Origin of the sequence: Pseudomonas sp. NPDC098740 (assembly GCF_044760065.1) — a bacterium.
GTDB classification, from domain to species: Bacteria; Pseudomonadota; Gammaproteobacteria; order Pseudomonadales; family Pseudomonadaceae; genus Aquipseudomonas; species Aquipseudomonas rossensis.
On the sequence record NZ_JBIWAM010000020.1, the window covers coordinates 25853 to 39549 of the forward strand.

The window sequence follows — 13697 nt, forward strand, 5'->3', positions numbered from 1 at the left end:
GCCCGTTCGCGCAAGCAGGACGTGATTTTATCCCTGCTCAAAAAGCACGCTAAAAGCGGCGAGGAACTCTCCGGTGATGGCGTGCTGGAGATTCTCCAGGACGGCTTCGGCTTCCTTCGCTCTGCTGACGCTTCCTATCTCGCCGGCCCAGACGATATCTACGTCTCGCCGAGTCAGATCCGTCGCTTCAACTTGCGCACCGGTGACACCATCGTTGGCAAGATCCGTCCTCCAAAGGAAGGCGAGCGTTATTTCGCGCTGCTCAAGGTCGACACGATCAACTACGATCGTCCAGAGAACGCGAAAAACAAGATTCTCTTCGAGAACCTGACCCCGCTGTTCCCGACCGTGCGCATGAAGATGGAAGCCGGCAACGGTTCCACCGAAGACTTGACCGGTCGTGTCATCGACCTGTGCGCCCCGATCGGCAAAGGCCAGCGCGGTCTGATCGTTGCACCGCCGAAAGCCGGTAAAACCATCATGCTGCAGAACATCGCAGCCAACATCGCGCGTAACAATCCTGAAGTTCATTTGATCGTATTGCTGATCGACGAACGTCCGGAAGAAGTGACCGAAATGCAGCGCACCGTGCGCGGCGAAGTGGTTGCCTCGACGTTCGACGAGCCGCCAACCCGCCACGTGCAGGTTGCCGAAATGGTGATCGAGAAGGCCAAGCGCCTGGTCGAACACAAGAAAGACGTGGTGATCCTGCTCGACTCCATCACCCGTCTTGCTCGCGCTTACAACACCGTGATCCCGAGCTCCGGCAAAGTACTCACCGGTGGTGTCGATGCCCACGCCCTGGAGAAACCGAAACGTTTCTTCGGCGCCGCGCGGAACATCGAAGAAGGCGGTTCGCTGACCATCATCGCCACCGCGCTGGTTGAAACCGGCTCGAAGATGGACGAAGTGATCTACGAAGAATTCAAAGGCACGGGCAACATGGAACTGCCTCTGGATCGCCGCATCGCTGAAAAACGCGTCTTCCCGGCCATCAACATCAACCGTTCCGGCACCCGCCGCGAAGAGTTGCTGACAGCCGACGACGAGTTGCAACGCATGTGGATCCTTCGCAAGCTGCTGCACCCGATGGACGAAATCGCTGCCATCGAGTTCCTGGTCGACAAGCTGAAAACGACCAAGACCAACGATGAGTTCTTCCTGTCGATGAAACGCAAGTAAGTCGATAAGGGCACTAGAGCCGGGGAAACCCGGCTTTTTGCTATCTGATTTTTGATGAACCAGCAGTTCGTGGTTCTGAATAGAGGGGTTCGGCGCTAAACTGCCACCCCCGAACGGCACGGCCAACACGAGGCTCACGCATGCAGTATCGCGACTTGCGCGACTTTATCAGCGGCCTGGAAAAGCGCGGCGAACTCAAGCGCATCCAGGTTCCGGTGTCCCCAGTGCTCGAAATGACCGAGGTCTGCGACCGCACCTTGCGGGCCAAAGGTCCGGCCCTGCTTTTCGAAAAGCCCACGGGTTATGACATCCCGGTGCTCGGCAACCTTTTCGGCACCCCCGAGCGCGTGGCGCTGGGCATGGGCGCAGAAGCGGTCAGCGAATTGCGCGAGATCGGCAAGCTGCTGGCGTTCCTCAAGGAGCCCGAGCCGCCGAAAGGCCTGAAGGATGCCTGGTCCAAGCTGCCGATCTTCCGCAAGATCATCGCCATGGCACCGAAGGTGGTCAAAGACGCGGTCTGCCAGGAAGTGGTCATCGAAGGCGACGACGTCGACCTCGCGATGCTGCCGGTGCAGACCTGCTGGCCGGGCGACGTCGGCCCGCTGATCACCTGGGGCCTGACCGTCACCAAAGGCCCGAACAAGGATCGCCAGAACCTCGGCATCTACCGTCAACAAGTGATCGGCCGCAACAAGGTCATCATGCGCTGGCTCAGTCACCGTGGCGGCGCGCTGGATTACCGCGAGTGGTGCGAGAAGCATCCTGGCCAGCCGTTCCCGGTGTCCGTGGCGCTGGGTGCTGACCCAGCGACCATTCTCGGCGCGGTGACTCCTGTGCCGGACAGCCTTTCCGAATACGCTTTCGCCGGCTTGTTGCGCGGCAACCGCACCGAGTTGGTGAAGTGCCGTGGCAACGACTTGCAGGTCCCGGCGACCGCCGAGATCATCCTTGAAGGCGTGATCCATCCGGGCGAAATGGCTGATGAAGGCCCGTACGGCGACCACACTGGCTACTACAACGAAGTCGACAGCTTTCCGGTGTTCACCGTCGAGCGCATCACCCATCGCATCAAACCGATTTATCACAGCACCTACACTGGCCGTCCGCCGGATGAGCCGGCGATTCTCGGCGTGGCGCTGAACGAAGTGTTCGTGCCGATCCTGCAGAAGCAGTTCCCCGAGATCACCGACTTCTACCTGCCGCCCGAAGGCTGCTCGTACCGCATGGCCATCGTGACCATGAAGAAGTCGTATCCCGGCCATGCCAAGCGGGTAATGCTCGGTGTCTGGTCGTTTTTGCGACAGTTCATGTACACCAAGTTCGTTATCGTCTGTGACGACGATATCAACGCACGCGACTGGAACGACGTGATCTGGGCCATCACCACGCGCATGGACCCCAAGCGCGATACGGTGATGATCGACAACACGCCGATCGATTACCTGGACTTCGCCTCGCCGGTTTCCGGCCTGGGTTCGAAGATGGGGCTCGATGCCACGCATAAATGGCCGGGCGAAACCACTCGCGAGTGGGGCCGGGTGATCGTCAAGGACGAAGCCGTTACCCAGCGGATCGATGCCATCTGGAATCATTTAGGAATAGATTGATGCGTGTAACCTTGCAGCCCTCCGGAGCAGTGCTACAGATTCTGCCCGGCGAGCGGATTCTCGATGGCGCGCGGCGTCTGGGCTATGAATGCCCGCAAAGCTGTCGAAACGGCAATTGCCACGTGTGCGCCGCACTGCTGGTGGAAGGGCGGGTCGAACAGGAAGGCGGTGTGCGCGACCATGGCGAGTTCTACACTTGCATTGCAGAGCCGCTGGAAGACTGCATCGTGCTGTGGGATGGCGTGCTCGCGCTGGGAGAATTGCCGGTGCGCAGCTTGTCGTGTCAGGTCATTGAATGCAGGGACGTCGGCGGCGATACCTGGCGTGTGCGTCTGCGAGCGCCGGCCGGCAAGCCGCTGCGTTATCACGCCGGTCAGTACTTGATGATCGAGCGCGAGAACGGTGAGAAATCCGCGTTCTCCCTGGCCTCGGCGCCGCATGGCGGGCGCGATCTGGAAATCCATGTACTGGCGCGCGAAAGCAGTGCGCTGAGCCTGATCCAGCAGTTGCAACGCAACCCGATGGTGCGGATCGAAATGCCGTTCGGCGACACCCATCTGGCGGAACTGCCGGAGGGTCCGCTGGTGCTGATCGCTGCGGGCACCGGCATGGGCCAGATCCATAGCCTGATCGAACATTGCCGAGCTACGGGCTTCAAACATCCGGTGCATCTGTATTGGGGCGTGCGTCGTCCTGAAGATTTTTATGCAATCGAACATTGGGATGAATGGCTGAAACTGCCCAATCTATTCCTGCATAAAGTCGTCAGCGATCAATGCGGCTGGCAGGGGCGCTGCGGGATGCTGCATGAGGCGGTGTGTGAGGACTTCCCGGATCTGAAACCCTTGCATGTCTACGCCAGCGGCTCTCCGGCCATGGTCTACGGCACACTGGATGCTTTGGTCGAAGCCGGGATGGATGCGCATCAGATGCGTGCCGACGTGTTTGCGTACGCTCCACGATCTTGATCCTCGATCTTAATCGTTATAACTCCCTATATAGCCGATCGGTATTTATAAAATGATATAAATGCCGGTAGGTTATATGTCATCCAGGCAATTATTTAAGAACTGTGCCATGGCACTTAAATTGCCTTAAAACATATGTGCCTTATTGTTACAGCGGTGCGTTCTATTAAGTAATTCTTCACCCGCGGGGAGCTGAACGCTAATCGCCATGAGCGCCATTGAATCTGCTTTTTTGAATCTGGCTTACCCTCCGCGGCTCGATCTGGGGCCGCAGCTCACGCACGAACAATTGCTCAGCTCAATGCAGTCGACAATGGCGAGCCACAAGGGCGGGCCGGTGTGGCTGTTCGCTTACGGTTCGCTGATCTGGCGTCCCGAATGCGCAGCGGTGGAGCGAGTGCGCGGTCGTGTACATGGCTACCATCGCGGTTTGTATTTGTGGTCCCACGAACATCGCGGCACGCCCGAAGTGCCTGGGCTGGTATTCGGCCTGGATCGCGGTGGTTCTTGCAGCGGCTTCGCCTATCGCTTGCCTGAAGAACAACTTGAAGCCTCTCTTTACGCACTTTGGCAGCGCGAAATGCCATTCCCGTCCTATCGCCCACACTGGCTCAACTGCCGTCTTGAAGACGGAAGTCAGGTTCAGGCGTTGGGGTTTGTATTGGAGCGGCATCTGCCCAGCTATGCGGGCAACTTACCGGATCACGTGCTGAGCCACGTGTTCGAAAACGCTTGCGGGCGTTACGGCACTACTCGCGATTATGTCGAGCAGACCGCCCACGCCCTGCGTAGCCACGCCATGCCAGACCGGAATCTGGAGGCGCGGCTCAAGCGCTGCAAATCAAAGGCCGATCAGGCGATTGCTTCGCGGCTTTGACTGGCGACTTGTTTGTGCCACAGCGTCGGGGCCAGGAAGGCCATCGCCAGTAAGCATGCGCCGATCAGCAGCACGAAACCGCCATCCCAGCCGAAGTGGTCCACGGTGTAGCCCATCGCTGCACTGGCCGCGACCGAACCCCCCAGATAACCGAACAGGCCCGTGAAGCCCGCTGCCGTACCGGCGGCTTTCTTGGGTGCCAATTCCAGCGCTTGCAGGCCGATCAGCATCACCGGGCCGTAAATCAGGAAGCCGATCGAGATGAGCGCGATCATGTCGACTGTCGGGTTGCCGGCCGGGTTGAGCCAGTACACCAGGGTCGCCACGGTCACCAAAGCCATGAACACCATGCCGGTCAGGCCACGGTTGCCTCGGAAGATCTTGTCCGACATCCAGCCGCATAGCAGCGTGCCCGGAATACCTGCCCACTCGTAGAGGAAATACGCCCACGAGGTTTTGTCCACGCTGAATCCTTTGGCTTCCTTGAGGTAGGTCGGTGCCCAGTCCAGCACGCCGTAGCGCAACAGGTAGACGAAGACGTTGGCCAGGGCGATGTACCAGAGCATTTTGTTGCGTAGCACGTATTTGACGAAGATTTCCTTGGCGCTGAATTCTTCTTCGTGGCTGGCGTCGTAGCCTTCCGGGTAGTCGTTCTTGTACTTCTCGATGGGCGGCAGGCCCACCGATTGCGGGGTGTCGCGCATGGTGACAAAGGCAAACACCGCCACCGCCATGGCGACCGCCGCCGGCACGTAAAACGCTGCGTGCCAGTCATTGAACAGGCCCATGCCGAGCAGGAACAGCGGGCCGATCAGGCCGCCACCGACGTTATGCGCCACGTTCCACAAGGACACTACGCCGCCGCGTTCCTTCTGCGACCACCAATGCACCATCGTCCGCCCACTCGGTGGCCAGCCCATGCCCTGAGCCCAGCCATTGATAAAGAGCAGGATGAACATGATGGTCACGCTGGATGTCGCCCAGGGCGCGAAGCCGAAAATGAACATCACACCGGCCGATACCAACAGGCCGAAGGGCAGGAAGAAACGCGGATTGGAACGGTCGGACACGATGCCCATCAGGAACTTGGACAGGCCGTAGGCAATGGCGATGGCCGACAGCGCCAGGCCCAGCTCACCGCGGGTATAGCCCTCTTCGATCAGATAGGGCATGGCCAGGGAGAAGTTTTTGCGCAGCAGGTAATAGCCGGCGTAGCCGATAAAAATGCCGGCGAAGATCTGCCAGCGAAGGCGTCGGTAGGTGTTGTCTATTTTTTCTTCAGGCAATGGAGCCTGATGTGCGGCAGGACGAAAGAAAGCAAACATTCAAGAGCTCCAGATTTCTTGTTTTGACTGCGGATGCGAATGTTACAGTTTCGTTACCGAAAATAGCACCGGTTCGCATCGGCCAAATAGCGGAAATGCTGAAGATTGCATGTTCTTTTATGAACATGTCGCTCAGGTATAAATGTAGGGCGTTGTGGGAAGCGTTACTTACAGGTCTACATGCCGCATTTCGGTCCAGGGTAGGACGAGGCTTTGGGAAATGTCCTTCGTATGAATGGGAAGTCGTGGCGTCCTGTTCTCAGTCACAAACTGAATAAGCGGGTACCGAAAATCGTCAGGGATTGCCGGGCGAGCCCTGTCCGCAAGTACATGAGTTTGCTGCCGGAGGATATTCGGAAGTTGCTTTAGTGCCGGACAATAAAAAGCGGTCTGGACAACTTCATTTGAAGTCCAGACCGCTGCACTGGGCTCAGCGAACTTGAACCACCACTTTCCCAACCGCTTTGCGCTGGCCAAGATCATTGATCGCCTGCGCCGCATTGCTCAGTGGATACACCTGCGACACCAGCGGCTTCAACTTGCCTTCGGCAAACCAGCCAAACAATTGCTGGAAGTTCGCCGCGTTGTCTTGAGGCTGGCGCTGGGCGAACGAGCCCCAGAACACGCCGACCACCGCTGCACCTTTGAGCAACGCGAGGTTCACGGGGAGTTCGGGAATGCGTCCGCTGGCGAAGCCGACTACCAGCAGGCGGCCGTTCCACGCGATGGCACGGATGGCCTGGTCGAACAGGTCGCCGCCCACCGGGTCGTAGATCACATCGGCGCCCTGGCCATCGGTCAGGCGTTTGATTTCGTCCTTGAGACTGGTTTCGCTGTAGTTAATCAGCTCATCGGCACCGGCAGCCTTGGCCACCGCGAGTTTTTCGGCGCTGCTGGCGGCGGCGATCACGCGGGCGCCCATGGCTTTGCCGATTTCCACGGCGGCCAGACCGACACCGCCGGAAGCGCCGAGTACCAGCAAGGTTTCACCCGGTTGCAGGTTGCCCCGTTGCTTGAGCGCGTGCATCGACGTGCCGTAAGTCATGCTGAACGCGGCGGCGGTGTTGAAGTCCATCGATGGCGGGATGGGTAGCACGTTGTAGCCCGGCACCGCGACCTGTTCGGCAAAACTGCCCCAGCCGGTCAGCGCCATGACACGATCACCAACCTTGAGGTGGCTGACCTTTTCGCCTACTTCGCTGACCACGCCAGCCGCTTCGCCGCCCGGGGAAAACGGGAAGGGCGGCTTGAACTGATATTTGCCCTCGATGATCAGCGTGTCCGGGAAATTCACCCCGGCGGCGTGCACGTCCAGCAGGATTTCATTCTTCTTCGCGACAGGACTGGCGACGTCTTCCAGCACCAGCGATTCGGCAGGGCCGAAGGCTTTGCACAGCACGGCTTTCATCAGGGCTATTCCTTTGGGAGTGATGGCCGATAAGTGTAGGTGTGTGAGTCGATGGGTCAACGAGCATGCCCGGCCCTGATAGTCAGCCATAAGCTTGTGCTTGAGCGGCGGGTCGTTATGCTAGGCCGCAAACCGGATAAGGAGCGAATTGTGAAAGCGTGGATCATGTTGTTGCTGGCCCTGTCTCTGCCTGTGGCAGCGATGGCCGAAGAAGCCAAAGAAGGTGCAGCTCCGAAGGTCAATTACATCACCCTGAGCCCGCCGTTCGTGGGCAACTACGGGCTGGACGGGACGCCGAAGCTCAAGGTCTACAAGGCCGATGTGGCGTTGCGAGTGACCGGTGATGAGGCGACCAAACTGGTGAAAGCCAACGAACCGTTGATTCGTAATCAACTGGTGGCGCTGTTTGCCCAGCAGACCACTGAAGCGATGAACAACGTCGAGGCCAAGGAAAAGCTGCGTCAGGAAGCCCTGAAGCAGACCCAGCAAATCATGAACGACGAAACCGGCAAACCGGTGGTTGAGGATCTGTTGTTCAACAACCTCATTATCCAGTGAGTCTTGGTTTGTCTGATTGATTGCCAAGATCGCAGCCTTCGGCAGCTCCTACGCCGAGCGCGGTTTCCTGTAGGAGCTGCCGGAGGCTGCGATCTTTTGGCGTCCGTCAGCGCAATGCAATCACCGCCGCCCACTGCTCGGCTGTCACCGGCATCACCGACAGTCGCGAACCTTTCTGCACCAGCGGCATCTCGGCCAGCGCTGCCTGCTGTTTCAGGTAATCCAGCTTAAGCACCTTGGGAAACGTCTCGACATACGCGACATCGATCGCGCTCCAGGCGTTTTTCTCTGCCGTGGCCTTCGGATCGTAGTAATGACTCTCCGGCTCCAGCGCCGTCGGGTCCGGATAGGCGGCTTCGACAATCTTTCCGATCCCGGCGATCCCCGGTTCGGGGCAGCTGGAGTGATAGAAGAAAAACTCGTCGCCCACGGCCATGGCCCGCAGAAAATTACGCGCCTGGTAGTTGCGAACCCCGTCCCAGCGCGCCTTGCCAAGCGTCTCCAGGCCCTTGATCGAGAGCTCGTCGGGCTCGGATTTCATCAGCCAATAAGCCATGGTTTTTGCTCCTTGCGAAGTGGGTGGGCAAGTTGTCGGGGAATTTTATGACAAACCGACGGTCGGTTGACGCCAGCGTTTGCGTGTCGGTTCACGTTGTCGCAAAATGCCGGCCTTCTAAGCTTGACGCTGCTGCACGGCCTACACCTACAACGGAAACCGCTGCTGTCATCGTGTTGATGTGCCTTTGGGGGGCAATCGATGAAACGCAAACCGGATTTACTATGGATTTTGGTTATTTTGTTCGGCCTCGGCGTCGTGACCACTGGCTATGCCCAAAGCCTGTGGAGCAACAAGACTGACGCTCCGATCGAAATCGCGCAGCAACAGCAACAGCAACAGCAACAGCAACAGCAACAGCAGCCTTCGGCCTTCAAGCGCTGAATCTCTTCGGACGCCGCTGATTCCAGTGGCGTCTAGCCGGCGAAATACCGCGCCTTGTCTGTCACCGTTCCCTGTAACGGCACATCCCAGCTCGCTTGAGCCAATCGTTCGACCTTCTGACATTCATGGGCCAGCCCCAATAGCGTCGGCTTGCGCCAGTTTTTACGTCGTGCCAGGTACGCCAGGCTTCGATCATAGAAACCGCCGCCCATGCCCAGGCGTCCGCCGACATCATCAAACCCCACCAATGGCAACAGCACCAGATCGAGCGCCCAGACTTTGCGTTGCCGGGCGAGGTTGTGCCTGGGTTCGAGAATACGGAAGCGGTTGGGTTTCAGTTTTTCGCCGGGGCGAATTCGCTGGAACACCATTTTGGTTCGAGGCCAGGCGCTGAGCACCGGCAGATACGTCGCCTTGCCCCGACGTTGAGCCGCACGCAGCAAAACACGCGGGTCGATTTCACCGTCAGTGGGCAAATAGAGAGAGATATGTTTTGCGCGGCGAAACAGCGGCTGCTGGGCCAATTGCTTGTACAGCCCGCGAGCGGCCTGGCGTTGCTGACTGGGAGTCAGGGCGCGGCGGGCCTTGCGCAGCATGCGTCGAAGTTGCGGGCGGGGCAGCAGCGCAGGTTCGGTCATGAATTCGGGCTTCGGCAGTACGGGTACATAAAGCGTACCCGTAAAAAAGCCGATGCCGGTACTTAAACCGGCATCGGACTGGAATCAGGCTCCCCGGATGTACCGCTGTCGACTTAGCCCTTGAACCCGAAAGTTCAAGGTGGAAGATGCAGTAGGCTTTAAGGCTTTCCGTCTAGCGGACATGCACACCAGCCCAACGTGCAACCTCCAGGGTATAGCAAATCGGCTCAGGGACATCGCCAACTGGCAAGCACCCCAGGGAGTGATGCGAGTATACCCCAAGCGGTTTCGCGTTTCAGCCCTTGGTGACGTCCGGATCGGTGGCGAGCACCAGATCGACGCGATCCAGCAGGTCGCGAACCTGCTCACGGGTCGAGCCGCTGGCCTGCACATCCCGGCGTTCTTCCTTGTGCAGAAGATCGTGGGTGATGTTCAGGGCGGCCATCACGGCGATGCGATCGGCGCCGATGACTTTGCCGCTGCTGCGGATTTCGCGCATCTTGCCGTCCAGGTAACGGGCGGCGCTCACCAGGTTGCTGCGCTCTTCCTGCGGGCAGATGATCGAATATTCTTTATCGAGGATCTGCACGGTAACGCTATTGCTTGAACTCATGAGTCTTGCTCCAGGGCCTTGAGGCGCGAAATCATTGATTCGACCTTACGCCGGGCGATTTCGTTCTTTTCAATGAGGTGAGCGCGTTCCTCGCGCCAGGTCTTTTCCTGAGCTAATAGGAGTCCGTTTTGACTCTTTAGTTGCTCGACGCGGCTAATTAGCAGTTCGAGTCTGGCCATCAGCGCTTGCAGGTCGGTGTCTTCCATTGTGTCCACTTAAATTGTGCTTGATGAGTGGTAGCTGGCGGACAGCCTTTAATAGTCTTGGCGAGTCTGTCGATGTAGGATACAAGGCCTTCATTCTAGACATAGCGCCGTCTGGCGCCTAGCTGCCCATGCCCATTCAGAATTCCCCGTACCAAGCCTTCGCCACCCTGCTGACTTCCAGCGGTCATAACGTCTCGCCTGCCGAACTGCATGGCCTGCTGCTCGGTCGCAGTTGCGCCGGTGCCGGCTTCGATGCCGAAGGCTGGCTGATTGATGCCGCCGAGCTGCTCGAAAGCGAGCCGCAGGATAATGTTCGCAACGCCTTGATCGGCTTGCAGGAGATGGTCAAGGGCGAGCTCACCGGCGACGACGTGACCGTCGTTCTGCTGCTGCCGACCGATGACGAGCCACTGGCCGACCGCGCCGCCGCACTGGGCCAATGGTGCCAGGGTTTCCTCAGCGGTTTTGGCCTGAACTGCCGTGACAGCAGCATGCTGAGCACCGAGGCCACCGAAGTACTTCAGGACTTGGCGGCTATTTCACAGGTGCAAGACGCCCTGGAGGAGTCCGACGACGGCGAAAGCGATTACATGGAAGTGATGGAGTACCTGCGCGTCGCGCCGCTGCTGCTGTTCACCGAAAACAAAAAGCCGGACGCGCCGGCTGCCGCCAAACCGTCGTTGCATTAATCGCGTGCCAGGGAAAGCCATCTGCCCATGATTCATATCCCGAAATCGGAATACAGCCGTCGCCGCAAGGCCCTGATGGCGCAGATGGAACCCAACAGCATCGCCATCCTGCCCGCCGCCGCCGTTGCGATCCGCAACCGCGACGTCGAGCACGTCTACCGTCAGGACAGCGACTTCCAGTACCTCAGCGGTTTTCCCGAGCCTCAGGCGGTCATCGTTTTGATGCCTGGGCGTTTACATGGCGAATACATACTGTTCTGCCGTGAACGCAACGCCGAGCGAGAGTTGTGGGACGGCCTGCGCGCCGGGCAGGAAGGCGCGATTCGCGACTTTGGCGCCGACGACGCCTTCCCCATCACCGACATCGACGACATCCTGCCGGGCCTGATCGAAGGTCGCGACCGGGTGTATTCGGCCATGGGCAGCAACCCGGAATTCGACCGGCACCTGATGGACTGGATCAACGTGATCCGCTCTAAAGCGCACCTCGGCGCCCAGCCGCCGAACGAATTCGTTGCCCTGGATCATCTGCTTCACGATATGCGCCTGTATAAATCGGCGGCAGAAGTGAAGGTGATGCGCGAAGCCGCACGGATTTCCGCACAGGCACACATCCGCGCGATGCAGGCCAGTCGTGTGGGGCTGCATGAGTTCAGCCTCGAAGCCGAGCTCGACTACGAATTTCGCAAGGGCGGGGCGAAAATGCCGGCCTACGGTTCGATCGTCGCCGCTGGGCGCAACAGCTGCATCCTGCATTACCAGCAGAATGACGCGGTGCTCAAGGACGGCGATCTGGTGCTGATCGATGCCGGTTGCGAGATCGACTGCTACGCCAGCGACATCACCCGTACCTGGCCGGTCAACGGCAAGTATTCAGCGGAACAGAAGGCGATCTACGAGCTGGTGCTGGCGTCGCAAGAAGCCGCGTTTGCCGAAATCGCCCCGAATAAACACTGGAATCAGGCCCACGAAGCCACAGTCCGGGTGATTACTGCCGGTCTGGTGAGTTTGGGCCTGTTGCAGGGCGACGTCGACGAGTTGATCGCCAGCGAAGCCTATAAAGCGTTTTACATGCACCGCGCCGGCCACTGGCTGGGCATGGATGTACATGACGTTGGCGAATACAAGGTCGGCGGCGAATGGCGTGTGCTGGAAGTCGGCATGGCGCTCACTGTGGAACCGGGCATCTACATTGCCCCGGACAACCAGAACGTAGCGAAGAAATGGCGCGGCATTGGCGTGCGCATCGAGGACGACGTAGTGGTCACCAAAAGCGGCTGTGAAATCCTGACCAAAGGCGTACCGAAAACGGTCGCCGAGATTGAGGCCTTGATGGCCGCCGCGCGGACACAAGCGGCATGAGTCGAGTCAATCTGGCAATCATCGGTGGTGGTCTGGTCGGCGCCAGCCTGGCGTTGGCACTGCAGGCCGGAGCCAAGGCTCGTGGCTGGAAGATCGTGCTGATCGAGCCGTTTGCCCCCGGCGATACTTATCAACCGAGCTATGACGCCCGTTCTTCGGCGTTGTCCTACGGCGCCAAGCAGATTTATCAACGGTTGGGCGTGTGGCAGGAAATCTCCCGCCGCGCCGAGCCGATCAAGCAGATTCATGTCTCCGACCGCGGACGCTTCTCCACCGCGCGACTGTCGGCGATGGAAGAGGGCGTGCCAGCGCTGGGTTACGTGGTGGAAAACGCCTGGCTTGGCCAATGCCTCTGGCAAGGTCTGGACAAGGACGTGATCAGCTGGCGTTGCCCGGCGGAAGTCACGCGCATGGAGCCGCTGATCGATGGCTATCGCCTGACCCTCAACGACGAAATCACTCTGGAATGCGATCTTGCGGTGCTGGCTGATGGCGGCCGTTCCGGCCTGCGCGAGCAACTGGGGATCGGCATCAAAAAGCGCCCGTACAACCAGAGCGCGTTGATTGCCAACATCACGCCGAGTGAAGCGCACAACGGCATGGCCTTCGAGCGTTTCACCGATGACGGGCCGATGGCCTTGTTGCCGTTGCCGGAAAACCGCTGCGCACTGGTCTGGACTCGATTGGGCATGGACGCGCAACGGCTGGCGGCCCTCGATGAAAAGAGCTTCCTCAGCGAGTTGCAAGGCGTGTTCGGTTATCGCCTCGGCACTTTGAAGCAGGTTGGCGCGCGGCACTTGTACCCGCTGACATTGATCGAAGCCGAAGAGCAGGTGCGTCCGCATCTGGCAATTCTCGGCAACGCCGCTCACAGCCTGCACCCGATTGCAGGGCAAGGTTTCAACCTGTCCCTGCGTGATGCTCAAGCGCTGGCGGATGCGCTGCTGGCCAGCGAAACATCTCCCGGCGACTTTGCGACCTTGCAGGCTTACCGCGAGCGTCAGCGTCTGGATCAGAACCTGACGGTGGGTTTCTCCGATCAGGTCACCCGTTTGTTTGGCAGCACTCAACCGTTGGTGTCCCTGGGCCGTAACATCGGTCTGCTCGGTCTCGATCTGTTGCCGCCGGCCAAACGCTGGTTCGCGCGACAGGCCATGGGTTTGGGTGCGCGTCCCGATGCTTAAGTGGCTGACTGCAAGACTCGACTCGATGGTCGATCCGTTTTTCATGCTGATGCTGCTGGAGAACCTCGGTCACCGGTACATTGTCGGAAAAACCCTTTACGTGCGGCTCAAGCCGCAAGCGAGACAGGCTTAAAGCATGG

General features: G+C 59.2%; 16 protein-coding genes and 1 other RNA gene. 10 read left to right on the forward strand and 7 right to left on the reverse strand.

The window, feature by feature from the left end:
- The 4 genes from rho to ACIQU2_RS21710 all read left to right on the forward strand — a co-directional run.
- Nucleotides 1–1182, forward strand: a 1182-nt coding sequence (gene rho, locus ACIQU2_RS21695; protein ID WP_403143895.1) for a transcription termination factor Rho, incomplete at its 5' end; no start/stop codon positions are given.
- Between the two features lie 140 nt (nucleotides 1183–1322).
- A complete protein-coding gene (gene ubiD / locus ACIQU2_RS21700) occupies nucleotides 1323–2789 on the forward strand; it encodes a 4-hydroxy-3-polyprenylbenzoate decarboxylase (RefSeq protein ID WP_403143897.1) in 1467 nt (488 codons plus the stop codon).
- Complete coding sequence (locus ACIQU2_RS21705) at nucleotides 2789–3757, forward strand: CDP-6-deoxy-delta-3,4-glucoseen reductase (protein ID WP_403143899.1); 969 nt, start codon at nucleotides 2789–2791, stop codon at nucleotides 3755–3757. Before ubiD ends, ACIQU2_RS21705 begins: the two co-directional genes overlap by 1 nt.
- 208 nt (nucleotides 3758–3965) lie before the next feature.
- Nucleotides 3966–4634 carry a gamma-glutamylcyclotransferase gene (locus tag ACIQU2_RS21710; protein WP_347802473.1) on the forward strand — a complete coding sequence of 223 codons (669 nt, stop codon included), beginning with the start codon at nucleotides 3966–3968 and terminating at the stop codon, nucleotides 4632–4634.
- On the opposite strand, the gene glpT is transcribed toward ACIQU2_RS21710, so the two are convergent.
- Together glpT and ACIQU2_RS21720 are read right to left on the reverse strand one after the other, a co-directional pair.
- Nucleotides 4610–5959: a glycerol-3-phosphate transporter gene (gene glpT / locus ACIQU2_RS21715; protein ID WP_347802472.1), complete on the reverse strand. Its 1350-nt coding sequence runs from the start codon at nucleotides 5957–5959 to the stop codon at nucleotides 4610–4612. The genes ACIQU2_RS21710 and glpT overlap by 25 nt on opposite strands.
- A 430-nt stretch (nucleotides 5960–6389) precedes the next feature.
- Nucleotides 6390–7367 carry an NADPH:quinone oxidoreductase family protein gene (locus ACIQU2_RS21720; protein WP_008150352.1) on the reverse strand — a complete coding sequence of 326 codons (978 nt, stop codon included), beginning with the start codon at nucleotides 7365–7367 and terminating at the stop codon, nucleotides 6390–6392.
- Nucleotides 7368–7517: 150 nt separating this feature from the next.
- Here ACIQU2_RS21720 and ACIQU2_RS21725 point away from each other — a divergent pair, with 150 nt between their 5' ends.
- Nucleotides 7518–7925, forward strand: a complete 408-nt coding sequence (locus ACIQU2_RS21725; RefSeq protein WP_033060630.1) for a flagellar basal body-associated protein FliL — start codon at nucleotides 7518–7520, stop codon at nucleotides 7923–7925.
- Nucleotides 7926–8031: 106 nt separating this feature from the next.
- Here the strand turns inward: ACIQU2_RS21725 and ACIQU2_RS21730 are convergent, their stop codons facing one another.
- Entirely contained in the window at nucleotides 8032–8481 is a 450-nt protein-coding gene (locus ACIQU2_RS21730) for an EVE domain-containing protein (RefSeq protein ID WP_347802471.1), read from the reverse strand.
- Nucleotides 8482–8682: 201 nt separating this feature from the next.
- Between ACIQU2_RS21730 and ACIQU2_RS21735 the strand changes: the two genes are divergently transcribed.
- Nucleotides 8683–8865 carry a hypothetical protein gene (locus ACIQU2_RS21735; protein WP_403143903.1) on the forward strand — a complete coding sequence of 61 codons (183 nt, stop codon included), beginning with the start codon at nucleotides 8683–8685 and terminating at the stop codon, nucleotides 8863–8865.
- Between the two features lie 32 nt (nucleotides 8866–8897).
- Here the strand turns inward: ACIQU2_RS21735 and ACIQU2_RS21740 are convergent, their stop codons facing one another.
- The 4 genes from ACIQU2_RS21740 to ACIQU2_RS21755 all read right to left on the reverse strand — a co-directional run bounded on the left by ACIQU2_RS21740 (nucleotide 8898) and on the right by ACIQU2_RS21755 (nucleotide 10322).
- Nucleotides 8898–9503: a 5-formyltetrahydrofolate cyclo-ligase gene (locus ACIQU2_RS21740; RefSeq protein ID WP_140675317.1), complete on the reverse strand. Its 606-nt coding sequence runs from the start codon at nucleotides 9501–9503 to the stop codon at nucleotides 8898–8900.
- Nucleotides 9504–9589: 86 nt separating this feature from the next.
- A non-coding RNA gene (gene ssrS / locus ACIQU2_RS21745) (6S RNA) lies at nucleotides 9590–9768 on the reverse strand.
- 30 nt (nucleotides 9769–9798) lie between these two features.
- On the reverse strand, nucleotides 9799–10116 hold the full coding sequence (locus ACIQU2_RS21750; RefSeq protein ID WP_403143905.1) for a cell division protein ZapA: 318 nt from the start codon (nucleotides 10114–10116) through the stop codon (nucleotides 9799–9801).
- Entirely contained in the window at nucleotides 10113–10322 is a 210-nt protein-coding gene (locus tag ACIQU2_RS21755; protein WP_007942437.1) for a TIGR02449 family protein, read from the reverse strand. The genes ACIQU2_RS21750 and ACIQU2_RS21755 overlap by 4 nt, the downstream gene beginning before the upstream one ends.
- 128 nt (nucleotides 10323–10450) lie before the next feature.
- Here ACIQU2_RS21755 and ACIQU2_RS21760 point away from each other — a divergent pair, with 128 nt between their 5' ends.
- Genes ACIQU2_RS21760 through ACIQU2_RS21775 form a run of 4 tightly spaced genes read left to right on the forward strand, consistent with a single transcriptional unit; the run spans nucleotide 10451 to nucleotide 13690 of the window.
- Nucleotides 10451–11011 carry a YecA family protein gene (locus tag ACIQU2_RS21760; protein ID WP_347802469.1) on the forward strand — a complete coding sequence of 187 codons (561 nt, stop codon included), beginning with the start codon at nucleotides 10451–10453 and terminating at the stop codon, nucleotides 11009–11011.
- 27 nt (nucleotides 11012–11038) lie between these two features.
- On the forward strand, nucleotides 11039–12373 hold the full coding sequence (gene pepP, locus ACIQU2_RS21765) for a Xaa-Pro aminopeptidase (RefSeq protein WP_403143907.1): 1335 nt from the start codon (nucleotides 11039–11041) through the stop codon (nucleotides 12371–12373).
- Entirely contained in the window at nucleotides 12370–13557 is a 1188-nt protein-coding gene (gene ubiH / locus ACIQU2_RS21770) for a 2-octaprenyl-6-methoxyphenyl hydroxylase (RefSeq protein WP_347802467.1), read from the forward strand. Before pepP ends, ubiH begins: the two co-directional genes overlap by 4 nt.
- Entirely contained in the window at nucleotides 13550–13690 is a 141-nt protein-coding gene (locus ACIQU2_RS21775) for a hypothetical protein (RefSeq protein WP_347802495.1), read from the forward strand. The genes ubiH and ACIQU2_RS21775 overlap by 8 nt, the downstream gene beginning before the upstream one ends.
- The last annotated feature ends 7 nt before the right edge of the window (nucleotides 13691–13697 follow it).